Raw genomic sequence first — 24,232 nt, 5'->3', positions numbered from 1 at the left:
GGAGAGAGTGTGCCGAGCGCGTCGGCACCGCCCACGACAGCCAGGTATTCGTTGTAGAATTTCGAGATATTGCGGACGTAGCCTTGGGTCTCGGCAAAGGGCGGAACGCCGCCATATTCGATCACCCGGCCCGGGCCTGCGTTATAGGCCGCAAGCGCATGAGGGATGTTGCCGAAGCGATTGAGCTGGGTGGTGATGTAACGCGCGCCGCCGCGGAGGTTGTCTTTCACATCATAACGTCGACGCCGAGGTCGGCGCGGTTCCGGCATGAGTTTGGGTCAGCCCATAGGCGCCAACGGGGCTTTGTGCTGTGACGTTGAAGCGGCTCTCCTGCTTGATCAGCGCCTGGAAGAGGCAGCGCCACTGGGTGGCCGAGAGACCGGCCCGGGTCACACCCGGGGCGCCTGCGAACTCGCCCGCGACCTCGACGATCATCATCTCGACCGTCTCCCGGCCCTCTCCGAAAAGGCGGCTGTTCATCGGGCTGGGATCGGTATTGGATAGACCGCCGCCACCCCGAAATTCGCATTGCCCTCGAGCGCGCGGATATCGAAGCCGGGACCGGTGATCGCCGCGGTCATCTCTTCGAGGACGCGCAGCTGGTCGGCTTGGACATCCGCAAGCGTGGACTCGGTGCGGTCCTTGTCTTGCTGAACGCCCAGATCCTCGGCGAGCGCCGTTACCCGCGCGATAGCGCGGCCAATCGCGGAATTATCCTGCGTCGGCACGCCTTGGGCGAGCGCGGGCAGGGGCGCTGAGGCCGAGGCAGAGCCCGCAGATATGATCGCGGCACGGCTCATTCCGGACGGGCAGGGGGCTCGAAGGTACAGTCGGGCTTTGGCCGTCTCCTGAGCCGGTACGCCCATGATCGAGAAGGAAAGCGCGGACCGGGTCACCTGCGGCTTGCCATTGCGACCAAAGCAGGGTGAGGTTTTCTCGGTGTATTTCTCGCAAGCGGCCAGCAGGCTTGCGGCCGCACAAAGCGCAAGGAGGGGTTTCAGACTCATATCACATGTCTCCAGAAATCGGGATTGGCGCGCCAATCGGCGCGTACGCGGGCTTCGCCGGTGGCGCGCCGCCAAGGATGGGGAGGAGGTTGCCCAAGGCAGAGAGATCGGCATCGACGAAGACACTGTCGCCCGCCGAGCGCACAAGCGCGATGCGCTGGCCGATGGTGGGCTGGACCAGAAGGGCGGCCTCCTTGGCGTTCACGCGCAGGAAGTCATAGTCCGAGATCGTGGCGCGATCGTTGGGGAAGAGGATCTGGGTCGGGACGGTCTCGACGATGGTCTTGCCGACGCGGCTGTCGCGCAATTGGCTCGGGTACTGCGTCATCATGATCACGACGCAGTTCATCTTGCGCAGCGTCACCAGCCAGTTTTCCAGCCGCGCCCGAAATACGGATCGTCCAGAAGCTTCCAGGCCTCGTCGAGCACGATGATGGTGGGGCGGCGGTCTTCGACCACGCGTTCGATCTGGCGGAAAATGTAGGAGAGCACCGCCATCCGCTCGGTGGTCATGTCGAGGATCTCGGTCATGTCAAACCCGACGATGTCGCCTGTGAGCTTGAGGCCCGCGCCGCGCTCGGACTCGTCGAAAACCCATCCGTAACGTCCACCCGGCGCCCATTCGGCGACGCGGGACTGCAGCTCGCCATCATCATCGAGCGACTGAAACAGCGTCTCGAAACTGACAAAGCGCTGCAGCGCCGCGCCCGCATCGGCGTTCTGGCCGACCGCACTCTGGATATGGCGGGATTGCTCGCCGGTGAGTGTGCCATTGCGCGTGAGGAGTGTCGCCAGCCAGTCCGAAAGCCAGGCACGGCCGCGCTCGTCTGTCTCGGTGGCGAGCGGATTCAGCCCTGTCGGTACGCCGCGCGGATCTCGTTGTAGCGCCCGCCCAAGGCGCGAACCGCCATTTCGAGGCCGCGATCCTTGTCGAAGAAAAAGAGCCGCGCGCCGACCCGCTGCGCTTGGGCTGCGAGGAAAGCGGTGGTCAGCGTCTTGCCCGTGCCGGTGCGACCGAGCACAAGCGTATGGCCGACCGTTGGTTCCTTGCCGGGGCCGCCCGCCTCGTGGAAATTGAAACCGATAGCCCGAGGTGCCGACCGTGGGCAGGGCCGAAATGGTCTGACCCCAAGGCGACTGATCCGGCCCGCGCCCTTCGACGCTGCCGTGAAGTGCCGCGAAATCGCGAAGTTGATCGAGGAAATCGGCGTCTTGCGGGCGCGGTAGCCGAAGTTGCCGGGAGATTGTGCGAAGTAGGTGGCTTTAAGCGCCATGTTCTCGCGCACGATCACCGACATGATCTCTTGGCCAACGCGTTTGATCTGGGCGGCGGCGCGTTCGAGCGTGTCGCGGTCCGGGGCGTAGACGGCGATGGAGAGGTGATGATCGCCAAAGGCGATGCGGCCCGCTTCCTGGTCATCGGCGGCCTGGCCCAGTTGTTCGCGCAGAGAGACGGCGGCATCGTCGGAGGCATGCATCTGACGGATGATGCGCTGGATGCGTTCGGCCATGATGTTGTTCGGGATCGGACTGAAGGAGTTCGTCAGCACGATATCCAGCGGCAGGTCGAGCGCGTCGAGGAGTGTGACGTCGGTGAGTGCGGGGTAGGACTTCATCGAAAAGAGAGCGCCGTATTTGACCCGACCGGTCACGGCATCGGTCAGGGTGACAACTTCGCCATCAAAGGTCGCGCGGCAATTGCTCAAGGTATGCGAGAGGGCAGGGCGCTATGCCCGAAGGCGATGGGGAGAAGCTGCCCGCGTTCAGGGTATTGAGATAGCCCAGCCATTCACCACCGGACTTCGTGAGTCTGACTGGGTTGGCCGACGCAAGCGCCACCTCGAAAAAGCCCATGACCTCGTTCAGCTCCTGCAGGCGTGTCGCGCGGTCCTTGACCCAGGCCCTGCGGGCCAGCGCGCGCAGGAGCGGAATACGGGCCGAGATGTCAGGCCGCCGAATCACGCTGAGATAAAGTTGGCGTTTGGCGGGGCGCAGGTCTTTGACATGGGCCTGCCAGCGCGTGTCGATCGCGGCGGCGAAGCTGTCTCCCTCGATAGGGCGCATCCCGAGATCCTGCGGGACTGAGATCCGGTGGATGTAGAAACCAAAGGCATTACCGGTCTGGGCGACGATGGCTGCGACCGCGCGTTTGAGCGCATCGAGCCGGGCGTCCTCAGTGGTCATCGGGTTAAGCCCGTCGAGGCGCAGGGTCGCCATCAGATCGCCCTCGCGCAGGACCATGACATCGTCATCGGCGAGAGCAAAATACGGCAGGTGTTCGGCGAGATAGCTCTCCCGCGCGAACTCCCCGCCGCCAGCCTGAAGGAGTGCCGTTCCGTGAGTGGAAAGTGTGCCTGCATCAAGCGCCAAAGCTGTCGCCTCCATGCAGGCCCGGTTCTTCGTCGGGCGCACCGATCCATAGGAGACGCGCAGCACCTCGAAGAAATGCGGCTCGCGGTCGGCGACGAACCAGAGGATCGGATAGGCGACGAGGCCGATCAGGAAGAAGGCCATGGACTTGGTCCAGATGAACGGCAGAACGACCCCTGTCGCCAGCACCACGAGGTATCCGACAGGGAGACCCAGATACTTGGGCGGACGGGCGAGGCCCAGAAACAGGGGGGATCGTTCTGCCATTGGGTGATATTCCGGCTTAGAAGAAATTGTGTGTCCGGAGAGGGACCCGAGGCAGCGTTTGCGCAGCACAACGCGTTCGGGTCGCTCGTAGGATGCTATTTTGCCGGAATGTCACGAGAAGCCGTCGACAATGGTGCCGGCCGAGAAGATCAGCACGATCCCGATGATGACCGAGGCGAACCAGCCCCAGTTGAGCCTTCCCATCATACACATGAAGCCGGTGCCAATGACCGCGAGCGTCGCGACCGCGATCCCGATCGGACCGGTGAGAGCGGCCTCGACGGTTTCCAGCATGGTCTGGATCGGCGACAAGTCTTGCGCGAAAGCGGGTGCCGAGAGAATCGTCAAGGTTGTAGCGGTGGGCAAAAGGCGGCTGAGGCGATGTCGAAGCATGCGAAGTTCCTTTAATTACTGAAAATCAATGAGGACCGGTGCGCGCTCTGGCAGGCTGGTCGCGAGGCGGAAGCTTGGCTTGTTCGTAGGCGTCCCCGCCAGCCGAGACTGTATCCGGTGAATGCGCGCAATGTAGGCACGCGTCTCGGAGAAGGGTGGGACGCCCGCGTATTGGATCACGCGGTGAGGACCGGCATTGTAGGCCGCGAGCGCAAGGTCGATGTCCTTGAACGTGGCGAGTTGAGCGAGGAGATAGCGCGCCGCGCCGTCGAGGTTCTGGGAGGATCGCGCGGATCGACGCTGAGAGCACGGGCGGTATCCGGCATCAGTTGGCCGAGACCATAGGCGCCCTTGGGGCTTACGGCGGTCGGGTTGTAGCTGCTTTCAGCTTCGACCAGTGCGCGGAACAGGACCTGCCAATCATCCGGGCCCAGACCAACCTGCCGCAGGGCGCGATTGCCCTCGTGGCGATCTGCGGTGGCCAGGATCAAATTGAGGATCTCTGTGCGCCCCGAAGTCGGTGTAGCCTCCTGAGGTGGAAATGAAACCACGGGTTCAGCGCCGTCGTTCAGCCCTGCCCAGGCGGGTTTTTCGCCGTGGAAGGTCCAACCTGACGTCCGAACAGTGCCATCGCGCGCAAAAGCGATGACGTCAGCCGCACTCCTCGAGGGTGATGCTGTAGTCAGGGCCAAAGCACAGATTGCGCCCGTCACCGAACTCGAGATGATGTTTAAAGAGCCCCGGCCAGATGTTGAAATACCGCGGCTCGGGCCCGTGCGGGGTAATTCTCGTGGAGACGAGAATGGCTTCCGGCTCGCCGATCCGCAGGTAGATGCACTGGTAGCGCGGCTTGCCATCGTCCGTGAACCCCACGAGTTCATACCGGCAGCGGAATGCAACGCCCTTCTCAAAAAGGTCTTTTACACCATCGATGGTGATCAAAATTTGGTTGCGCGCTATCGGCATGTTCGGACTCTCCCCATGAGAGCCCTTCTACTTCACGACACTAAGGCCATAAAGTCATATGGAGTCAATACGACATATTGCAGATAAATACAAATTGCGCGATAGTTCGCGCAACTTTCGCGCGAAACAAGGCTGGTGAGCGACATGAAGCGACAGGCGATGGCTGCGGTGATGGGTGTGATGGCGGCGTTCGGCACCCCTGAGAAGGCGCGGGCCTATGATATCGACTGCGCCATCATGCTTTGCATGGCGGGTGGTTTCCCGCCAAGCGCGGTCTGCGCACGGGCCTATCGCACCATGATCCGCCGCATCACGCCCTGGCCGAGCCTGCCGCCCTTCGGGGTCTGCACCTTTGCCCATGTGCCGGTCGAGCTGGGCGGGCCCGGCGGGGAGGGTGAGCTCGACACCAACCTGCCGGAATACGAATGGCTGAACCGGACCCATGTGATCTGGTTCACTGGAAGCTCATATGACACCAATGAGGATGGGCGTGTGTGGAACTGGTCCGTGAAATCGTGCGATCGGGAGAACCGAACCTGCACCTATCTCCAGCGCGCGCGACGAGAAAGCCGGTCATGGCCTGACAGTTTCGTCTCTCAAAGTGGCCAAGTGATCGAGTTGCCCACGAGGCGACGCTCAGGTGAATTCTCTCTTCGCAGCATCATGGTCGAATACGGCGACTATGAGGGCAACATGGGCCACTCGGAGTGGTTTGCTTATTGATCGCTCTCATCAGGATCGCTGAGGGAAAAAGGGCGGATGTAAATGGCCGACGGGTCATATTGGTCAGGGTCAAAATGCCAGAGACGGCTGGTGGTGCCATCGTTCCAACGGTAGTCCGTGAAGACGTGGGTTTCGACTTGCTTTGAGAGGAAATAGCCTTCCTGAAAGGGCCTTCCGATCTTCTTTTTACCCATAAAAATACTGCTTACAAATAAAATGTGCGCATGAGCGCGCAGGGGTATGATAAAAGGCCTATATAGCGCTCTGTGAACAAGAGGGTCGGGTCACCCTCCAAGAATTTTGTGATACGTTCCAATAAATTAATGGATGAAGCGAACTTTGCGTTCTCCTCCTTGCCATATGAATTCGACTCATGTTGGACAGATTAGTAAGTTCGTCATGACTAAGAAAACGCGCGTCTCAGCTCCTGCATGTTCAATACAAACACAGTTGCTCAATTTGACGACTGTGGAATGGACATTATGCGCGACATGCAGTCACGCTAAATATATGTTACAATTGCAGATTATTCTCTGTGCTGTCCGCGCGGCTAAGGCGCACGAGTCCGGATGTGATTCACGAGCATCGCGCGTCTTATCAAGACGGGGTAGACCCGCGCTGGCGGGCATCCATAGAGCCACTTCTTAGTGGTTAATATGAACGAAATGTCGTCTCGTTCCGCTTTGTCTAACTGTCCTGTTGTTGGCATAAAACATGCATGTAGGGGGCATTCTTTTAGTGCGACATGAACACTGGCACTTTGGCGGTGCGGATTACATGGTGGGTGACACCGCCGAACAGATCCTGCGAAAACTTGCTGTGCTCGTATGCGCCCATCACGATCAGCTGTGCGCCGATTTCAGAAGCCGTAGTTTCGATGATCTCCGCGATTTTTCGTCCCGATCGGGGACGCAGGATGTGTTCCGCCTGTATGCCGTGGCGTTCGAGGTGGGTCACGATATCGGTGCCTGTGGGCATCTCGTGAAGCACATCGCCGACGGTCAGGATCGAGACCTTCTTCGGTGCATCTTCGAGCACGGTCATGGCGTCGCTCAGCGCACGCGCGGAGGCCCGTTTGCCGTCCCATGCGACCAGCACATGATTGGCCAGCCCTTCTGAGATATAGTCATCGGGCACCACAAGTACGGGGCGACCGCTTTGCAGCGCCATCACATCCGGGCTGACGGCCCGGTATTCATCCGTGGGAAGTTTCGGAGGATAGCCGGTTACGATGAAGTCGAAATTCCGGGCGATCTCTGCCAGAGAAAGTTTGCCGATGACCTCGGGCATGAGAAAACGGGCGCGATTTTCGATCCCGGCGGCTTCCACTTCCTGCTGAAACAACTCCCGCGAGCCCTCGATTTTTGCGGCTCTCACCGTCTTGAGCTTGTCGTGGAGGTCTTCGGTCAGACCCAGCACCTGATCGAAATAGGACGACGGTCCGCCATAAATGCCGGTCAGCCATGCTTCATGGCGTTTTGCAACTTTCACGGCGTGACGAAGGCTATGGGGAAATCCCGCGCTTCCAGTGTGGGCGAGAAGGATGTTTTTAATGGTCACGATGTCCTCACAGTCCGAAAATGATTTCCGAAACCTTAGACGACATAATCTTAGAGGTCTATGATTTTGTGGTTTCCCGTCCGAAATTCGCAAACGTATTGCGGATTTCCGAGATCAGTTCGGTTTGCGGCGCGGAGAAGACCATTTTCTTGTCATGGATCAGGAACAGAGGGATGGCGATGTCGATTTCCGGTGTCTGCACGATGCGAAGCCCGTCTTTTTCCGGGTTGGCGGGCACGGCGCTCTGAAACACAAAGCCGACACCGATATCTGCGCGAATGGCGCTCAGGATCGGTTCAGGATGCCCGAATTCCAGGACGCTGTTTGTGCGGACAACGCCCGCGGTGCGCAGGGCCTCGTCAATGAGTTCGCGGGCGATCTGTCCCTTGCGGGGGGTGACGAACGGCAGGGAGGCGAGGTCCGACAGGCTTGCGACATTTCCGGCGAAGCTGCTGTTCAGGGCCGCAACAAGGAAGAGGGGTTCTTTCCAGAGCAATTCGATTTCAAGCCGCGATGTGTCCTGGTTAGGGTCAATCAGGGCGACGCCAAAATCGCAGTCGCCGGAGAGAACGGCCTCGGTGGCGAGGCGGGGGCTGGACATCGACATGCAGACCTTGCTGGTCGGATACTCCTTGTGAAACCGGATAATGATATCTGGAAGTTTATATGTTCCGACGACCATTGTGGCTGCGATCTTGGTTTCTCCAAGGATACCCTGACGGATATCCTCCAGATCAAGAAACATCTCCGTGCTGCGTTGCATGACCTCGGTTGCCCAGGAATAGACCCGTTCGCCGGCTTGGGTCAGTTCGATATTGCGCCCGGCCTTGCGCACAAGTTGCGTTCCGAGACTTTCTTCGAGGCTGCGCAGGTGCGCCGTAACAGCCGGCTGGGCAATGTTTAGATGTTCGGCGGTCCTTGTCACGCTGGAATATTTGGCAACGATGCAAAATACATTGAGTTTATGCAACGTCAGGTTTCTGGAATGCAGAAACTCCTGTGGCAGAGGGACATGTTTCGGCTGTTGTGTCATGGCTTCGGTCCGGTTTCAGGTTTCAGTCGGTATTGGCAGGCCGAGATGTCCCGGCAGGGGAACGATTTTGCGAAGGTTATTCGCGAACACGCGTCGGGCGCGTGTTCGCGGGCGGTGTCGGTGATGGCTTGGCGGGCGGTCGATGTTTCCAAGGGAATATCCGTTCTCCCGTATGGGTGGGGGTGTCATGGATGTCGTACTATGAGAACTCTAATTCATAATCTATCTCATATGTATTTTTGTGAAGTTGATATTAGACAAAATATCGCCCGATCCCAAAGATACGGGCAGCAAAACAAACAAGACGACAAAATGACGCGTCCGGTTGGCGCCGCACAACGATCTTGCCAAAGGCTTGCGACAGGGAGGATGGCAAGGAGGGCATCGCCTCTGTCAGGTGATACGGACGACACATGACGCCTGTCGGGATGAATGCAGACATTCGCCCGGGATTGTCAGGCATGACATTATTTTGGGTCCCGCTCTGAAACGATCGCACATGAAGATGCGACGAGGGCAGGGGCATGGCTTGGGGAGGAAGCCGCCATGACTGCACATCAAAAAACGAGGCTCTCGTTGAACCAGGAACAAATGGTGCTTGCCATTTCCGGGGCGCTTTTCGTGATTTTCTCGCTGACACTCGACAGCTTCTTTCAGGTGTCGAATCTCGTGTCGCTTTTACAGAATGTTTCGATGCTGGGTATTCTGGCCATTGGCATGGCCGGGGTCGTCATCGGACGGGGCATAGACCTGACGATGGTTGCGGTCATGGTGTTTTCCACCGGATGGTCCTTTGTCCTTTTTACCGGCGGGATGCAGATCGAACTGGCGTTGCTGTTGGGGCTGTTGCTGGCGCTGGCCATTGGGACGGTCACCGGCATCCTCGTGGCCTATGTCGAAATCCCGGATATCTTCGCCACGCTCGCCATGGCCACCGTCATTACCGGGCTCGGGCGTTTCGCGCTGGTGCCGAGCGACAATATTTTCATCAGCGGCGATGTTGGCTGGCTGGCCTCGCTTGGGACGGGGAGCGTCGCGGCGTTGCCGATGCCCGTCGTGCTGTTCCTGGTCGTCGCCTGTGCCGCTTTCGTCGGGCTGCGCCTGACGCGCTACGGGGCGTTCGTCTATGCGATCGGCGACAACCCGATGGCGTCGCGCAACAGCGGTATCCCGATCCGCCCCATCAAGGTCCTGATGTACAGCAGTTCGGCGTTCATCGCCTTCTGTGCTGGTCTGATCATGGCGATGACGGTGTCCTCCGTGAACACCAAACTGGCCAGTTCGACGATGATCTACGACATCATTCTGGTGGTCGTGATCGGGGGGATCGGTTTGGCCGGGGGCAAGGGCAGCGTACGCAATGTTCTTTCAGGCACGCTTTTGATCGGATTGCTGCTGAACGGCATGACGATCATGAACATCAGCTATTCCGCGCAGAACATCATCAAGAGCCTCATTCTGTTGTTGGCGATCATTGTCGACTCGGTGCTCAACCCCAGAGATGAACAGACCTCTCAACAGGGGGATATCTGAGGCGCTTACAGGCCAAAACAACACCCAACAATAATCGAAAAAAAGCACAACAAGTCTCATGGGAGGAGAAACATGAAACTGTCCAGATTGACAAAGGCGCTCGGTGTCACAGCCGTTCTGTGCGCGACCCTAGGGGTTTCCATGCCAGCGATGGCGGAGCGCCCGAACGACGGCCTGATCTTTGACTATCACAAGGCATTGGAAGGCAAAAAGGTCGCTTTCGTTCCGATCACGATGGGGTTCGACCTGACACAGGGCTGGATGGCGGCCGTTGAACGGGATGCAGAGCGGCTCGGGTATGAGCTGACGATCCGCGATCCCAACTGGAATGTCGATGCCGGGGCCCAGGCCATCGAACAGCTCATCAACGAAAAGCCCGATGTGTTGATCGTCCACAACAACGATATGCAGGCCTATGCCAAGCTCATTCGCCGGGCGATGGATGCGGGCATCAATGTGATCCAGATGAACCTGAAGACCCCGGTCAACTCCGACGCCTTCGTCGGCGGGGACTGGTACGATGTCGGGGTGAAAACGGCGCAGGAGGCCGCCCGGATGTGCGGCAAGGGAACCTCGGGCAAGGTCGCCGTGGTGCAGGGGCCGGTCACGGCGCCGCCGAACCAGTTGGGCGTTGCAGGCGTCGAGGATGCCCTGTCGGAGTACCCGGATATCGAGATCGTTTCCAATCAGGCCGCCGACTGGGACGCGTCCAAGGCGCGCTCGATCGCCTCGACCATTCTCAAACAACATGGCGATCTCTGCGCCTTCATCGGCTTGTGGGACAATATGGATGTCGGCATCGCGGCGGCCATTCGCGAAGCCGGGCTGACGGAGCAGGTCAAACTGATTTCAACAGGCGGCGGCAATCAGCAATTCGGCTGTACGAACCTCGAGAGCGGCGCGTTTGCGTCCTATGTCAAGGTGGACACCCGCGATCAGGCGAATCAACTGGCTGAAACCATCCAGATCCTGTTGCAGACCCGGCCCGAACCGGGATCGCAGCCCTTCGGTCTTTATACGGAAAACAAGATCCTGACACCGGACACGGTGGGCCCCGCATCCTGCTGGACGCTGGACGGGATCAAGGCGGGCGACTGAGCCCCCGGACGCGGTCGTATGCCTGTGTGCTGCGGCCGCGCATATCTTCGGAGTAAGTTGAATGAGCGTAAACGAAACGTATCAGCGCTGGCGGTATCGCTATGTCCCGGATCATCTGCTTGGCGAAATTCTGGCCAAGAACTGGGTCGACAACGCGATCCCGGTGCTTTTCCTGGTCCTCGCCATCGCCGTGTTTTCCACGATCATACCGGGGTTCTTCACCATCGGGAGCCTGTCGACGATTGCCCGTGTTCTGGGGGAATACATGTTCATCTGCATCGGCATGACGCTGGTGCTCAAGGCCGGGGGAATCGACCTGAGTGTCGGGTCTAATTTCGCCCTGTGCAATTTCGCCGGGCTCTATCTGGTGAATGCGCTCGGCATGCCGCTGATTGTCGTCATCCCTGCGGTCCTGCTGCTCGGCGGGCTCGTCGGGATGTTGAACGGGCTGCTTATCGGCTACATGCGTCTGCGCGCGTTTTTGACCACATTGGTGACGCTCATCCTGCTGCGCGCCATCGTGGAACTTTTGTCGCTGAACTACGGGGTCCAGGCTTCCTATTCCGACACGGCGGTGCCGGCATGGGATTATCTGGGGCTGGCCAGTGTCATGGGGGTGCCGGTCTCGCTTGTATTTGCCACCATTGTCGCGGTGATGATCCATATCCTGATGACGCGCATGCGCTTCGGCTGGCATTTGAGTGCGGTCGGTGGCTCGCGCCGCTCGGCCTATAATGTGGGTCTGCCGGTCAAGCGGATCGTGGCGCAGACCTATGTGATGTCCGGCGTTCTGACGGCGGCGGGGGCGCTGTTCTATGCCTCGCGCCTCGGCAGCATAGGCGGCTCTGTCGGTGTCGGACTCGAAATTGTGATCCTGACGGCGGCGGTGCTCGGCGGCAACAGCCTTGGCGGTGGCCGTGGGTCTGTGGCCAAGGCCATTATCGGCACGGTGATCGTCGTGCTGGTGACCAATGCGCTGGTGCGGCTCGGGCTGCGCACCGGGACAAGCGAACTCGTTTTGGGGCTGATTCTTCTGGCCGCCGTGGCGATCGACGTCAAATGGGTCAAGAACCGGCTCAAGATCCTGAACCGGGCCTATGTGTCCCCGACCTATTTCGCGCTTCCGCCCTGTCCCGAAACGGTGGAAGGCTCGTCGTCGGTTTACGAGGTCAACGACAGGTTGTCGTCGGCGGAGGCAATCGGTCTGGGCGAGCTCGACGGGCCGGAAGACATTATTCTCGATGAAGACGACAACCTCTATTGCGGCAGCCGTCATGGCGATGTGATCCGGTTCTTTGCCCCGGATTACAAACGGCACGAGGTCTATGTCCATATCGGGGGGCAGCCGCTTGGCATGGCGTTCAATCGGGATCAGGAGCTTGTGGTCTGTGTCGGGGGAATGGGGCTTTACAAAGTCACCAAGGACCGCAAGCCGGTCAAACTTTCGGACGAAACCAACCGCTCGCTGTTCTCGGTGATCGACGATTCCCGTATGCGGCTCGCCGACGATCTCGACATCGCGCCGGACGGTCGGATTTTCTTTTCCGAAGCCACCATCCGCTACGAGATTCACGACTGGATTCTCGATGCGCTGGAATCGCGCGGCAATGGTCGGATCATCTGCTACGACCCGCACGACGGCTCGTCCCGGACCGTTCTGTCGAACCTTCAGTTCCCGAATGGCATCACGATGGTTGGCGACGATGAATCCTTCCTCTTTGCCGAAACCTGGGGCTGTCGGATCAGTCGCTATTGGTACGCGGGCCCGCGCAAGGGGCAGACCGAAGTCGTGATCCCGGATCTGCCGGGCTACCCGGACAATATCAACCGTGCCTCGGACGGGTCCTTCTGGTGTGCCGTCATCGGCATGCGGTCGCCGACATTCGATCTCGCTCAGCGGATGCCACAGTTCCGGCGGCGCATGGTCTACCGCGTGGCGGCGGACGAATGGATGTATCCAAACATGAATGCGGGCTGTCTGTTCAAGTTCAGCCTGGAGGGCGAAATCCTTGATGTGCTGTGGGATCGCGACGGGGTCAAGCACCCCTCGATCACCTCAATGCGCGAACACAAGGGCAGGCTCTATCTCGGGGGGCTCTTCAACGACCGGATCGGGGTTTACGACCTTCCGGGTGCGGACCCCGAGTGGACGGGCATCAAACATTACTGGGGAGACAAGCAAGACAAGGGAGACAAAACCGATGAGTAACATTTTCTCCCGGACACTGGACCGATTTCGGGGCAGCGGCAGCGCGGCCACCACATTGCCCCCGATGGACGGGGCGCTGCGACCGAACACGCGGATCGACGAGGCAGAGGCGCTTGCTTCTCTGGAAGCCCCAGACAACATCCTGTCCACCCCTGATGGCATCTTGCTGTCGAGTCGTGAGCGGTTGCTGCGTCTGACGCCGGAGGGCGGAACCGATGTGATCTGGAGCGCGTCCAGCGACATCACATGCCTTGCAAGCGACGACAGCGGAGCTTTGGCGGTGGGGCTCGACGAGGGTCGGGTGCTCATTCGCGGTGGTCGTCATGACGGCTGGGAGGGGACGCAATTGAACGGCATGCCGATCGTCGCCCCGTCCGCCGCCGTTTTCACCGACCCGGACACACTCCTTTTGTGCCTGGCAAGTCAGGACAACCGGATGGGCGACTGGAAGCTCGACCTGATGACGAAACGGGCTAGCGGCTCTGTCTGGAAACTCGATCTCGCGGCTGGCGCAGCAACCTGCCTGTGCCGGGATCTGGCGTTCCCCTACGGGATCGTGGCGGCCGAGGAGAACAGTGTCATCGTGTCGGAAAGCTGGCGCCATCAAGTGTTGCGGATCGGCGCGGACGGGCGGACCAAGGTCATGCTCGCGGAGCTTCCCGGGTATCCGGGGCGTCTGGTGCGGGACGCGGAGGGAGAGGGCCTGTGGCTCACTCTCTTTGCACCGCGGACGCAGTTGATCGAATTCGTTCTGCGCGAGGACGAATACCGACAGCGCATGATCGCGACCATCGAGCCGGAATACTGGATCGCGCCGTCACTGCATGCTCCGACCTCTTATCTGGAACCGTTGCAAGGCGGCAGTCTCAAGCAACTCGGAGAACTCAAACCATGGGCGCCGTCACGCTCGCTCGGCATCGTGCTGCGTCTGGACCCGGCGGGCCATGCAAAAGAGAGCCTGCATTCCCGCGCAAACGGGGTGCGCCACGGCGTGACCAGTTGTCTGCCGTCCCGTGACGGCCTGCTCATGACGTCCAAGGGCGGCGATGTTGTCGTCCGTGCGAAACTATAGGTGACCACCATGCAGATATCACCACTTATCGAAATGCGATCCGTGACCAAGGAATATCGAGGTATTCCCGCGATCCGGAACGTGGATTTCAAGCTTCTTCCCGGAGAAGTGCATGCGCTGCTGGGCGAGAATGGCGCCGGTAAATCGACGCTGACCAAGATCATGGCGGGCGTCACCCAGGCGACGGCGGGCGAAATGCGGCTCGACGACAAGGCGGTGTCCTTTGCGACACCCGGAGAGGCGCTGGCCGAAGGCGTGGCGATGGTGTTTCAGGAAACCAGCCTCGTCCCCAGCATGACGGTTGCGCAAAATCTTTTTCTCGGGGAGGAAAAGCTCTTCAACCGGCTGCGCGGGATTTACATCGCGGCGCAGCAATTCATGCAGTCGCTGAACTTTCAGGTCGATCCCTGGGCCGATGTGGCGACCCTGGGCGCAGCCAAGAAACAGATGGTGGAGATTGCCCGCGCCGTCCGGCAAAAGGCCCGCGTCATCATTTTCGACGAACCCACCGCGACGCTGACGCCCGAGGAAAAACGGCATTTCTTTGCGCTGGTCCGCGATCTCAAGGCGCGCGGGGTGGCGGTGATCTTCATCACCCATGCGCTCGAAGAGGCGCTGAGCATTGCCGACCGGATCTCGGTCTTGCGTGATGGTGAGCTGGTGATCAGCGACGATGCGGACCGGTTCGACCGCGATATGATCGTTCAGGCGATGGTGGGGCGCAGCCTGTCCGACGAGCTTTACCACAGCCATGGCGAGGACAAGATCCGTCCCCCCGGCCACAAGGTTCTGTCCGTTCAGAACCTGTCGATGTCGAAGATCGTCAAGAACAATTCGTTCTCGGTCTATGGCGGGCAGGTCACCGGCATCTTCGGCCTGATCGGATCGGGGCGCAGCGAAACCGCAAAGGTCGTCTGCGGCATCTATAAACGCGATTTCTTTCACGGCGGCGAGGTGAGGCTTGAGAACAAGCCGGTTCGCTACCGCACGCCCCGGCCCGCGGTGATGGACGGGATCGTTTATGTCACCGAGGACCGCAAGATAGAAGGATTTTATGAAAGCATGTCGATAGCAGAGAATATCCATCGGGCGGCCCAGGCGGCCAATGTAAGCCCGGGCCTCTTCGTGAGCTATGCCGAGATGAAGGCTATGGCGGCGGACTGGAGCGACAAGCTCAACATCAGGGCCATCGATTCCGATGCGAGCGTCATCGAACTGTCCGGCGGCAATCAGCAGAAAGTGGTGATCGCACGGGCGCTTGTCCAAAAGCCGAAAGTCGTGTTTTTCGATGAGCCGACGCGGGGCGTCGATGTCGGGGCGATTTCGGAGATTCACCAGCTGATCAACGATCTGGCCGAACAGGGCATCGCGATTGTGGTGATCTCGTCTTACCTGCCTGAAATCCTGAACCTGTCGGACCGTATTCTGGTGTCGCGGGGCGGGCGCATCGTCGAGGAGTTCACCCCGGAAGAAGCCACAGAGGAACGCATCATGTATGCGGCGGTGCACTGATGGCGTTCGGGTTCGGGACACATCCCCCCGCAGGCGGGCGCATCTGTGTTGTCGGGGCCGGGTTCATGGGCTGCGTGATCGCGACGCTTTATGCGCGACACGGCTATGAGGTCGTGCTCTGCGACAGCCAAACCGCCATGCTCGACAGCTATGCCGAGCGCGCGCGGCCCATTGCCGCGACACTGGCCGACGACACTTTGACGGTCGAGGCCATTCTGGGCCGTGTGAGCACCGAGGCGTCTCTCAAGACGGCGGTGGCCGGTGTCTTCATGGTGCATGAGGTCGTTCAGGAGGTGTTGGAGACCAAGCAGGCGGTGTTCGAAGAGCTGGATCGCCTGTGTCCGCCGGATGTGGTTTTGGCGACAAACACCTCGTCGTTCCTGATCTCGGATATCGCGGCTGGGATGTCGCGGCGGGAGCGGATGGTGGGAATTCATTACATCACGCCAGCGCATATCATTCCGGTGATCGAGATCATCCACAGCGCGTTCACGCCGCCGGAACTGGTCGCATGGGGCCGTGCTTTCGTCCAGAGCATCGACCATGTCGGCGTGGCCTGCCCGGAGCGGCCCGGTTTTCTCATCAACAAGATCCAGTTTGCCATGCTGACGGAAATTTACCGCCTGATGGACGAAGGCCTGGCCAGCCGAGACGATATCGACGCGGCGGTGCGCTTGAGCCTGGGGCCGCGCCTCGCCCTTTGGGGGCCGCTTCTGACCGAGGATCTGATCGTCTCGAAAAAGACCGCGCTGGCCGTGACGGAGTCGCTGTTTCACCAGACGGGAGACGAAAACTACGCGGGACGCAAGGTGCTCCGCGATCTTGTGGATCAGGGCCATCTGGGTGCCGCGACGGGGCAGGGCTGGTACAGGTTCGAAGACGATGTGGACCAAGTCACAGAAGAGCGGGACCGGCAATTGCGCGCGCTCCTCGACTGGTTGCGCGAGGCCGGTCCTGTGGAGCGGCTGAATGTGCGTTGAAACGTGTGATCTGAAATTTCGGAGTGGCGCGCCGCTTGATGGAAAACATGTCCTGAAACCGAGAGTTCAGGATAGAGCATATGGGAGAATGTTATGCGTGGAGTGACCTTTCCGGGGGATCGCAAAGTGGCGATCATGGAATTCGACGATCCGACGCCGGGGCCGGGAGAAGTGGTCATCGAAGTCAAGGCATCGGGGCTGTGCGGAAGCGATCTGCATGGCTACCGGGCCCCTTCGGACGACCGGGCCTTTCGGGAGCTGGCGAAGGGAAAGCCCTATGAGACCATGCGCGACACCGGGCCGAAAATCGCCGGGCACGAACCCTGTGGCGTCGTCGTCGCAATCGGTCCAGGTGTCAGCGATCGTGTCGCCCGCATCGGCCAGAGGGTCATGATCCACCATTATTCCGGCTGTCATGTCTGCGATCAATGCCGGACAGGATGGCCGCAGATGTGCGAGGGCATGGTGCCCGATATCTACGGCTGGACCGCTCATGGGGCGCATGCGCAATACATGAAATGTGCGGCACATACGCTGGTCACCCTGCCTGACGAACTGTCCTTCGAGGCGGGGGCGGCGATTGCCTGCGGTTCGGGCACATCCTATGCGGCGCTGCGAAAAATTCAGCCCAATGCCAGTCATACGGTTGCGATCTTCGGTCAAGGACCGGTCGGCTTGTCGGGCACGCAATTCGCCGCCGCCCTGGGCGCGCGGGTCATTGCGCTGGATGTCAACAAGGAGCGTCTGGAAATGGCTCGACAGTTCGGTGCCGCTGAGACGATCAACCCGGCGGAGGTGGATGCGGTCGAGGCGATCAGGGGACTGACCCATGGACGGGGTGCGCATTTCTCGCTTGAAACCTCGGGCGCGCCGCAGGCCATCGAAGGGGCGACCAAGTGTCTGCGTCTTTGGGGCACGGCGGTTTTCGTCGGTCTTGGCAAGCCGCCCGTGGTCGATTTCGCTTCGGATGTCATCTTTCGGCAGATTTCCTTGCAGGGGTCGTTCACCTTTTCGACGAATATCATGGAGGAATGTGCGATATTCTCGGTTGATCGTGGTGTCGAGGTGGACGCAATCTTTTCGGATCGTTGGACACTCGATCAGGCTGGAAAAGCCTATGAGCTGCTGGACAGGCAGGCCTCGGGAAAAGGTGTGATCGTCTTTTGACGGGGGATCGCGCAAACGCAATGGGCGTTGAATTTCGAGAAGGGCGTAACGCCACTTATCCAGGTCCGAAACGACCGGATACGGCGTCGTCCATCATTAAAACAGGGAGGAAAAACATGAAAACCATTCTGAAAGGCCTTTGCATGTCGGCTGCGTTGATGCCGGTGACGATGGGGGCCATGGCGCAAGATTTGAAAGTCCTGTCGAGCTGGGATCAGAGCTATGCCGCTGTCGGTGAGGTGCTGATGCCGTTTATGGAATATCTTGAGGAGGAAACCACGGCTGACTTGAAGCTTAGCCGCTTCGGGCCGGAAACCATCCCGCCGTTCGAACAATTCAACCCTGTGTCGCAAGGTTTGTTCGACCTGCTGTATACCAATGGCGGCTATCACTATAACGATATCGCGGTCGGCATGTCGCTGGATGCGCTCAGCGGGTCCGCAGAGGAGCTTCACGCCTCCGGCATCTGGGATCTCGCGGATCGTCAATATCAGGAAATGGGCCTGAAACTGATCGCTGTCTTCTATGACAGAAACGGGTTTCACATGGTTCTCAAGGAACCGCTCGGCGATGACGCTCTGGCCGGACGCCGCATTCGCGGCACTCCGCTTTATCATCCGGTGATCGAGGAACTCGGCGGATCTCCGGCGGTGTTGCCTGCACAGGAAATCTACCCTGCGCTGGAACGCGGTGTGGTGGACGGTGCAGGGTGGCCCGCCGTCGGCGCCGTGAACTACCGCTGGTTCGAAGTGGCCGGGTATTTCGTGCGCCCGACCTTCGGGCAGGTGAGCCATATGCTGTTGATGAATCTCGAAACCTGGAACGGGCTCGATGAAACAACGCAATCCGAAATCGAGACGGCCGCGCGGCATTACGAAACGGTCAGCTCCGGGATTTTCGACGATCTCGCAGCCAAGGAAGAGGCCACGCTTGTGGCCGAAGGTATGGAGGCCACGTATTTTCAGGAGGACATCGCCGCCAATCTCAAAAGCGCCTGGTTCGAGGGCGTTCTGGATTTGTCGGCGACCATCAACCCAGAGGACATCGCCGAAATTCGGGACATGGCGGCGCAGGCGAATATCGGTGGCTGAATGCACAAACGAAAGGATCGTTCCCCTGCGGGGACGATCCAAAACCAGAAACAAGGGGTGGTTTCGGAGCTCACTATGAAGAATTTTTTACGACGCGTTTTCAGGGCGCTTCTGTCCGGTCACGATGCCCTGGTCAGTGCCGGGTTCTGGCTGGGCTCTCTGGCGCTCATGTCCATCGTGGTGATTTTCGCCTATGAGGTTGTGATGCGATATTTTTTCGACGCTCCGACGAAATGGGCGAGCGATTTCGTGTCTTTCCTGCTTCTAATTTCCGTTTTCCTCATTATCCCGCATGTGACACGCCTCGAAGGCAATGTCTCGGTTTCGATCCTGCTCGATCTTCTGGGGGAGCGCAGCTCCGAGGTTCTGCGGCGTCTGGGATTTGCGGTCGGGGCGGCTGTCTGCCTCTGGGTCGGATATATCTTTTGGCAGGAAACACATCGCCTGTTCCTGCGCGGTACGGTCACGCTGACGACGGTTCCGGTGCCGAAATGGACGCTCTATGCCTTCATCCTGTTCGGGATGCTCAATTCCGGGGTGTATTTTTTGCGACAGGCGCTGGGTGACAGCTTTCATGGCGTGAAAGGGGCGGGCAAATGATCGAGGGAATTCCTGCTGTTCTCGCCGGCGTCGGCCTGTTGTTGCTTGCCATGTTCAGTGGCATGCCGGTGTTCGTGGCCTTTCTTGTGGTCAATCTCGGGGCGACGGTTCTTTTGCTGGGCCCCGCAGGGTTCGGGATGTTCTCGGGCAGTTTCTTTGAAACCGCAACAAGCTCCTCTCTGGTGACCATTCCGCTCTTTATTCTGATGGGCGAACTGCTCTTTCGCAGCCGAGCGGTCGAGGTTCTGTTCCAGTCCATCGACACGCTGGTCGGGCGTGTTCGGGGGAGGCAATATATCCTGTCGATTGTGCTCGCCACCGTGTTTAGCACGCTGTCAGGCGCGGCCATGGGGGTTGCTGCGATGCTCGGACGTTCGCTGTTGCCCGGCATGATTTCACGGGGCTACGACGCGCGCCTGTCGATCGGGACCATCCTTGCCGGGGCCAGCCTTGCGCCGCTGATCCCGCCCAGTGTTCTTGTGATCATCATCGGCACCCTGTCCGGGGTCTCCATCGCGGGTCTTCTGATTGCGGGGATCGTTCCGGGTCTGATGTTTGCCTCGCTGTTTGCCGCCTATGTGTTCTTTCGGATATGGCGCAATCCAGAACTGGCGCCGATGACGGAAGATGCGACCCGTCGGGCGAGTGCCAGAGAGGTTGTGCTGGCGCTGCTCAAACTGCTGCCGTTCAGCATCATCATCCTTTTGGTGATGGGGCTTATCCTTATGGGTGTTGCCACGCCCACCGAAGCGGGGGCCATGGGGGTTCTGGGGGCTTTGATCACGGCTGCGATTTACCGGAACCTGAGTGTAAGGATGGTGGCGGAATCCCTGGGGGCCTCTGCGCAAGTGTCCGCGATGATCCTCATCGTCATGGCAAGTTCCAAGCTGTTCAGTCAGCTTCTGGCCTTCTCGGGCGGGGCGACGGCTTTGACGGAATGGATCGTCGCTCTGGAAGTGTCGTCCTGGACCATGCTGATCCTGCTGATGGTGCTGCCCTTTGTTCTGTGTATGTTCGTCGACCAGATCGCGCTGATGCTCATCGTCATCCCGATCTACCTGCCTATCATCGAGACCTTCCACTACGACCCGATCTGGTTTTGGCTTCTGTTCCTAGTGAACATCACGGTCGGCGGTATGACCCCGCCCTTCGGATATACGCTGTTCGCCCTGAAAAGCGCGTGGGGAGAGGGCTCTCTCTCGACAGTCTTTCGCGCTGCCTGGCCGTTTGTTGCGCTGTTCGTCTTGGGCATGGTCCTACTCGCGTTGATGCCGGGCCTGACGACCTTTGTTCCCTCCCTAATTTGAGGGGCGGACATCCAACCACCACAACCGGGCCGACAAAGTGAAACGGGCCAGAAAAGACAAACGGGATGGAGTATGACAATGGAAAATAGCATGAAGAAATATCAGGTGTTCATCGGAAACGCATGGAAGGACAGCGCCTCGGGCGAGAGCTTTCAGAGCTATAATCCCTTTACCGGAGACCCCTGGGCCGAGATTCCGAAATGCGATGCGCGCGATGTCGATGAGGCTGTGGAGGCGGCACATGACGTGCTCTATCACGGTGCATGGGGAAAACTTTCGGCCACGGAACGGGGCGCCTTGTTGCGCAAACTCGGCGATCTCGTGGCACGGGACGCCGACAGTCTCACGGCTGTCGAGGTGCGCGACAACGGAAAGCTGCGGGCCGAGATTGAGGGGCAAGTGCGGGGAATCTCGCAATGGCTCTATTTCTATGGCGGCCTTGCGGACAAGATCAACGGCGCTGTCATTCCGATCAACAAGCCGAACACCTTTACCTACACCCTGCGCGAGCCCGTGGGGGTCGTCGCGGCAATTGTGCCGTGGAATTCCCCGCTCATGTTGATGGTCTGGAAACTGGCACCGGCGCTGGCCGCCGGATGCACTCTGGTGATCAAACCGTCGGAACACACCTCGGCCTCGGCCCTCGAATTCGCGGCTCTGGTGCGTGAGGCGGGCTTCCCCGAAGGCGTGGTCAATGTGGTGACGGGATTCGGTCAGGATGTAGGCGACCGGCTGACGACCCATCCGAAAGTGGCCAAGGTTGCTTTCACCGGCGGGGAGACCGCCGGGCAGAAGATCATGGAAAATGCCGCCGCCACCTTCAAGCGGCTGACGCTGGAACTCGGGGGGAAATCCGCGCAGATCGTGTTCCCCGATGCCGATCTCGATGCTGCTGTTTCCGGAGGGATCGCCGGGATTTTCGCCGCGACGGGACAGACCTGTATCGCGGGTTCGCGTCTTCTGGTGCATGAGAGCATTTACGAGGCCTATCTCGACAAATTCGTCGCCTCTGCAAAAACGGCGCGAATGGGCGATCCCATGGAAATGACGACGCAGGTCGGTCCGGTGACCACGCAGCCACAGCTCGACCGGATCGTGTCATATATCGAGATCGCGAAATCCGAGGGCGCGCGCTGCGTTCTGGGCGGGGCGCTTGCCCAGAAGCCGGAATGCGGAAACGGCTGGTTCGTCGAGCCGACGGTCTTTGCGGATGTCCGCAACGATATGCGGATCGCGCAGGAGGAAGTCTTCGGGCCGGTGGTTTCTCTCATCTCCTTCAGGGACGACGAAGAGGCCTATGAGATCGCCAATGACACGGACTACGGGCTCGCGGCCGGTGTCTGGACCTCCAGTATCAAACGCGCGACTGTGGCTCCGAAACGGCTGCGGGCTGGCACGGTCTGGGTCAACACCTACCGGGCTGCCAGTTTCCTCATGCCGTTCGGCGGTGTGAAGGCGTCGGGGTTCGGGCGGGAAAACGGGATCGAGGCCATCGACCAGTATCTCGAAACCAAATCCGTCTGGCTGTCCTATGAGGCAGAGACGAAAAACCCCTTTGTGATGCAATAACATCGGTCCGATGAGAGGCCCGCGCAGGCCTTCGAAGACGAAGCCATAAAGCGTTGGCCGTCTTCGCAAAACGCACAAAAGAGAGCTTTGGCCGGGTGTTTTCGACAGGCTCGGTCGCTTGACAATTATTAGACATCTAAGCTAATTGTCGGAAAAATACGGGAGGAATAATCTTGTCGCACAGTTTGAACCCAGAGATCGCACAGGAGATCGCACAGGCGCTGCCGAAACATACCGATCTGTATTTCGGCGGAGGCTGGCACGCGCCTGGCAACGGCACTTATGACGATACGATGAATCCGGCCAACGGACAGTCGCTCGGGGCTGTGGCCACGGCGGGCAAGGCCGATGTCGATGCGGCTGTCGCCGCCGCACATCAGGGGTTTCTCGAATGGCGCGACGTGCTGCCGCTGGAGCGCAGCCGCATTCTCAAGGAAATCGCCGCGCTTCTGCGCAAACACGGCGATGAGCTGGCGATGATCGACGCGGCCAATTGCGGCAATCCCTATACGGAAATGCGTGGCGATGCGGCGATTGCGGCGGCGCAGATGGACTTCTTTGCCGGTCTCGTGACCGAGATGAAGGGCGATACCATCCCGATGGGGCCGGATCGTGTGAACATGACCCTGCGCCAACCCCTGGGGGTCGTGGCCCGCATCCTGGCTTTCAACCATCCGTTCATGTTCTGCGGCGGCAAAATGGCGGCCCCGCTGGCGGCGGGCAATGCTGTCATCATCAAACCGCCGGTTCAGGCTCCTTTGTCGGCGCTGCGCCTGGCCGAGATCGTCGACGGGCTGATGCCGAAAGGTGTGTTCAGCGTGCTGCCCGGCGGCACCGAGGCCGGGGCCGCGCTGGCCGAGCATCCCGATGTCGCCAAGGTGACGCTGATCGGATCGGTGCCCGCAGGCCGCGCGGTGATGCGCAGCGCCAGTGCCACGGTCAAACCGGTTCTTCTCGAACTCGGGGGCAAGAACGCGCTCATCGCCTATGCCGACAGCCATCCCGAAAAGATCGCCGATGCGATTGTGGCGGGGATGAATTTCGGCTGGTGCGGACAGTCCTGCGGCTCGACCAGCCGGGCCTTCCTGCATGAGGATATTCACGACGAGGTGCTGTCCTTCCTGTCCGAGAAAATCGCGCGGTATCAGCCGGGGATTCCGACCGACCCGGACACCACGATGGGGGCCATCGTCAGTCGGGATCAGTTCGACCGGGTGATGGGCTATATCGAAAGCGCCAAAAGCGAAGGGGCACGGGCCGTCACAGGCGGATATGCCGTCACCGATGGCGCCCTGGCCAAGGGTTGTTTCGTCGCGCCGACGATTTTCGCGGATGTGACGCCGGAGATGCGTATCGCCCGCGAAGAGATTTTCGGGCCGGTTCTGGCGGTTCGGAAATGGAGCGATGAGGACGAGATGCTGCGTGAGGTCAACGGGCTCGAACTGGGTCTGACCTGCGCGATCTGGACGCGCGATCTCGTCACGGCACACCGTGCGGCAGCACAGGTCGAGGCGGGATTTGTCTGGATCAATGAAGTCGGTCGCCATTTCCTCGGCGCGCCCTTCGGCGGTGTCAAGCAATCCGGGATTGGCCGGGAAGAGGGGATCGGGGAGTTGATTTCCTTCACCCATGAAAAGAACGTCCATATCAACCTGTCCGGGCAATGAATCAGGGCAGTGAAATGAGATGCGACAAGACCCGCGCCTGTCGGCCCGGGTCTGAGGCCATTCCATCCGCGCAGGCCTGAAAGAGGGCCTGACAAACTGCCGCATCGC

General features: G+C 59.9%; 19 protein-coding genes and 4 pseudogenes. 13 read left to right on the top strand and 10 right to left on the bottom strand.

Translation table 11 applies throughout. The features are described from left to right. From DA792_RS23430 to DA792_RS02515, 7 genes and pseudogenes are all read right to left on the bottom strand, one after another. A pseudogene (locus DA792_RS23430) lies at positions 1 to 800 on the bottom strand (lytic transglycosylase domain-containing protein); the annotation flags it as partial. Between the two features lie 203 nt (positions 801 to 1,003). Then, positions 1,004 to 3,392, bottom strand: a pseudogene (locus tag DA792_RS23425) (type IV secretion system protein B4). Between the two features lie 96 nt (positions 3,393 to 3,488). Further along, positions 3,489 to 3,644: pseudogene (locus DA792_RS23420) on the bottom strand (VirB3 family type IV secretion system protein); the annotation flags it as partial. A gap of 111 nt (positions 3,645 to 3,755) precedes the next feature. Next, positions 3,756 to 4,037 carry a TrbC/VirB2 family protein gene (locus tag DA792_RS02525; protein ID WP_074646914.1) on the bottom strand — a complete coding sequence of 94 codons (282 nt, stop codon included), beginning with the start codon at positions 4,035 to 4,037 and terminating at the stop codon, positions 3,756 to 3,758. Positions 4,038 to 4,052: 15 nt separating this feature from the next. Next, positions 4,053 to 4,262: pseudogene (locus DA792_RS22635) on the bottom strand (lytic transglycosylase domain-containing protein); the annotation flags it as partial. After that, entirely contained in the window at positions 4,214 to 4,588 is a 375-nt protein-coding gene (locus DA792_RS22630) for a lytic transglycosylase domain-containing protein (RefSeq protein ID WP_368074468.1), read from the bottom strand. The gene DA792_RS22630 and the pseudogene DA792_RS22635, both read right to left, overlap by 49 nt. A gap of 100 nt (positions 4,589 to 4,688) precedes the next feature. Beyond that, on the bottom strand, positions 4,689 to 5,003 hold the full coding sequence (locus DA792_RS02515; protein WP_074646910.1) for a hypothetical protein: 315 nt from the start codon (positions 5,001 to 5,003) through the stop codon (positions 4,689 to 4,691). A 144-nt stretch (positions 5,004 to 5,147) separates the two neighbouring features. Here DA792_RS02515 and DA792_RS02510 point away from each other — a divergent pair, with 144 nt between their 5' ends. Further along, positions 5,148 to 5,726 (top strand): hypothetical protein, encoded by a 579-nt coding sequence (locus tag DA792_RS02510; RefSeq protein WP_074646908.1) that lies wholly within the window; start codon positions 5,148 to 5,150, stop codon positions 5,724 to 5,726. Here the strand turns inward: DA792_RS02510 and DA792_RS02505 are convergent. From DA792_RS02505 to DA792_RS02495, 3 genes are all read right to left on the bottom strand, one after another. Beyond that, the gene (locus DA792_RS02505; RefSeq protein ID WP_074646905.1) at positions 5,720 to 5,920 is read right to left on the bottom strand and encodes a hypothetical protein; all 201 of its coding nucleotides are present in this window, start codon (positions 5,918 to 5,920) and stop codon (positions 5,720 to 5,722) included. The genes DA792_RS02510 and DA792_RS02505 overlap by 7 nt on opposite strands. A gap of 541 nt (positions 5,921 to 6,461) precedes the next feature. Continuing rightward, positions 6,462 to 7,286, bottom strand: a complete 825-nt coding sequence (locus tag DA792_RS22625; protein WP_226946242.1) for a universal stress protein — start codon at positions 7,284 to 7,286, stop codon at positions 6,462 to 6,464. Positions 7,287 to 7,344: 58 nt separating this feature from the next. Then, on the bottom strand, positions 7,345 to 8,319 hold the full coding sequence (locus DA792_RS02495) for a LysR family transcriptional regulator (protein WP_074646903.1): 975 nt from the start codon (positions 8,317 to 8,319) through the stop codon (positions 7,345 to 7,347). Positions 8,320 to 8,865: 546 nt separating this feature from the next. On the opposite strand from DA792_RS02495, the gene DA792_RS02490 reads away from it, so the two are divergent. The 12 genes from DA792_RS02490 to DA792_RS02435 all read left to right on the top strand — a co-directional run bounded on the left by DA792_RS02490 (position 8,866) and on the right by DA792_RS02435 (position 24,124). After that, positions 8,866 to 9,852, top strand: a complete 987-nt coding sequence (locus DA792_RS02490; RefSeq protein WP_074646897.1) for an ABC transporter permease — start codon at positions 8,866 to 8,868, stop codon at positions 9,850 to 9,852. A 141-nt stretch (positions 9,853 to 9,993) separates the two neighbouring features. Next, on the top strand, positions 9,994 to 10,950 hold the full coding sequence (locus tag DA792_RS02485) for a sugar ABC transporter substrate-binding protein (protein ID WP_159075140.1): 957 nt from the start codon (positions 9,994 to 9,996) through the stop codon (positions 10,948 to 10,950). Between the two features lie 61 nt (positions 10,951 to 11,011). Next, the gene (locus tag DA792_RS02480; protein ID WP_074646892.1) at positions 11,012 to 13,159 is read left to right on the top strand and encodes an ABC transporter permease; all 2,148 of its coding nucleotides are present in this window, start codon (positions 11,012 to 11,014) and stop codon (positions 13,157 to 13,159) included. Next, positions 13,152 to 14,231 (top strand): hypothetical protein, encoded by a 1,080-nt coding sequence (locus DA792_RS02475; protein WP_074646890.1) that lies wholly within the window; start codon positions 13,152 to 13,154, stop codon positions 14,229 to 14,231. The genes DA792_RS02480 and DA792_RS02475 overlap by 8 nt, the downstream gene beginning before the upstream one ends. Before the next feature lie 9 nt (positions 14,232 to 14,240). After that, positions 14,241 to 15,743, top strand: coding sequence for a sugar ABC transporter ATP-binding protein (locus DA792_RS02470; protein ID WP_074646888.1), 1,503 nt, complete (start codon positions 14,241 to 14,243; stop codon positions 15,741 to 15,743). After that, entirely contained in the window at positions 15,743 to 16,723 is a 981-nt protein-coding gene (locus DA792_RS02465) for a 3-hydroxyacyl-CoA dehydrogenase family protein (RefSeq protein ID WP_074646886.1), read from the top strand. The genes DA792_RS02470 and DA792_RS02465 overlap by 1 nt, the downstream gene beginning before the upstream one ends. A gap of 93 nt (positions 16,724 to 16,816) precedes the next feature. Further along, entirely contained in the window at positions 16,817 to 17,890 is a 1,074-nt protein-coding gene (locus tag DA792_RS02460) for a zinc-dependent alcohol dehydrogenase family protein (RefSeq protein WP_074646884.1), read from the top strand. Between the two features lie 116 nt (positions 17,891 to 18,006). Continuing rightward, positions 18,007 to 18,981 (top strand): TRAP transporter substrate-binding protein DctP, encoded by a 975-nt coding sequence (dctP, locus tag DA792_RS02455; RefSeq protein ID WP_159075139.1) that lies wholly within the window; start codon positions 18,007 to 18,009, stop codon positions 18,979 to 18,981. A gap of 75 nt (positions 18,982 to 19,056) precedes the next feature. After that, entirely contained in the window at positions 19,057 to 19,581 is a 525-nt protein-coding gene (locus tag DA792_RS02450) for a TRAP transporter small permease (protein WP_074646882.1), read from the top strand. Further along, the gene (locus DA792_RS02445) at positions 19,578 to 20,888 is read left to right on the top strand and encodes a TRAP transporter large permease (RefSeq protein WP_074646881.1); all 1,311 of its coding nucleotides are present in this window, start codon (positions 19,578 to 19,580) and stop codon (positions 20,886 to 20,888) included. The genes DA792_RS02450 and DA792_RS02445 overlap by 4 nt, the downstream gene beginning before the upstream one ends. Before the next feature lie 90 nt (positions 20,889 to 20,978). Further along, positions 20,979 to 22,457: an aldehyde dehydrogenase gene (locus DA792_RS02440; protein WP_074646879.1), complete on the top strand. Its 1,479-nt coding sequence runs from the start codon at positions 20,979 to 20,981 to the stop codon at positions 22,455 to 22,457. Positions 22,458 to 22,654: 197 nt separating this feature from the next. After that, positions 22,655 to 24,124 carry an aldehyde dehydrogenase family protein gene (locus DA792_RS02435; RefSeq protein WP_439099359.1) on the top strand — a complete coding sequence of 490 codons (1,470 nt, stop codon included), beginning with the start codon at positions 22,655 to 22,657 and terminating at the stop codon, positions 24,122 to 24,124. The last annotated feature ends 108 nt before the right edge of the window (positions 24,125 to 24,232 follow it).

The organism is Celeribacter baekdonensis (assembly GCF_003047105.1).
Lineage (GTDB): Bacteria > Pseudomonadota > Alphaproteobacteria > Rhodobacterales > Rhodobacteraceae > Celeribacter > Celeribacter baekdonensis_B.
Note: the sequence above shows the minus strand (reverse complement) of the source record. Positions and strands in the feature narration are given on the sequence as shown.

Excerpts from the sequence above, each read along its gene's own strand:
- DA792_RS02480 (WP_074646892.1), top strand. The coding sequence starts at position 11,012 with ATGAGCGTAAACGAAACGTATCAGCGCTGGCGGTATCGCTATGTCCCG.
- DA792_RS02445 (WP_074646881.1), top strand. The coding sequence starts at position 19,578 with ATGATCGAGGGAATTCCTGCTGTTCTCGCCGGCGTCGGCCTGTTGTTG.
- DA792_RS02485 (WP_159075140.1), top strand. The coding sequence starts at position 9,994 with ATGCCAGCGATGGCGGAGCGCCCGAACGACGGCCTGATCTTTGACTAT.
- DA792_RS02490 (WP_074646897.1), top strand. The coding sequence starts at position 8,866 with ATGACTGCACATCAAAAAACGAGGCTCTCGTTGAACCAGGAACAAATG.
- DA792_RS02510 (WP_074646908.1), top strand. The coding sequence starts at position 5,148 with ATGAAGCGACAGGCGATGGCTGCGGTGATGGGTGTGATGGCGGCGTTC.
- DA792_RS02525 (WP_074646914.1), bottom strand. The coding sequence starts at position 4,037 with ATGCTTCGACATCGCCTCAGCCGCCTTTTGCCCACCGCTACAACCTTG.
- DA792_RS02495 (WP_074646903.1), bottom strand. The coding sequence starts at position 8,319 with ATGACACAACAGCCGAAACATGTCCCTCTGCCACAGGAGTTTCTGCAT.
- DA792_RS02505 (WP_074646905.1), bottom strand. The coding sequence starts at position 5,920 with ATGGGTAAAAAGAAGATCGGAAGGCCCTTTCAGGAAGGCTATTTCCTC.
- DA792_RS02475 (WP_074646890.1), top strand. The coding sequence starts at position 13,152 with ATGAGTAACATTTTCTCCCGGACACTGGACCGATTTCGGGGCAGCGGC.
- DA792_RS02515 (WP_074646910.1), bottom strand. The coding sequence starts at position 5,003 with ATGCCGATAGCGCGCAACCAAATTTTGATCACCATCGATGGTGTAAAA.
- dctP (WP_159075139.1), top strand. The coding sequence starts at position 18,007 with ATGAAAACCATTCTGAAAGGCCTTTGCATGTCGGCTGCGTTGATGCCG.
- DA792_RS02470 (WP_074646888.1), top strand. The coding sequence starts at position 14,241 with ATGCAGATATCACCACTTATCGAAATGCGATCCGTGACCAAGGAATAT.
- DA792_RS02460 (WP_074646884.1), top strand. The coding sequence starts at position 16,817 with ATGCGTGGAGTGACCTTTCCGGGGGATCGCAAAGTGGCGATCATGGAA.
- DA792_RS02450 (WP_074646882.1), top strand. The coding sequence starts at position 19,057 with ATGAAGAATTTTTTACGACGCGTTTTCAGGGCGCTTCTGTCCGGTCAC.
- DA792_RS02465 (WP_074646886.1), top strand. The coding sequence starts at position 15,743 with ATGGCGTTCGGGTTCGGGACACATCCCCCCGCAGGCGGGCGCATCTGT.
- DA792_RS02440 (WP_074646879.1), top strand. The coding sequence starts at position 20,979 with ATGAAGAAATATCAGGTGTTCATCGGAAACGCATGGAAGGACAGCGCC.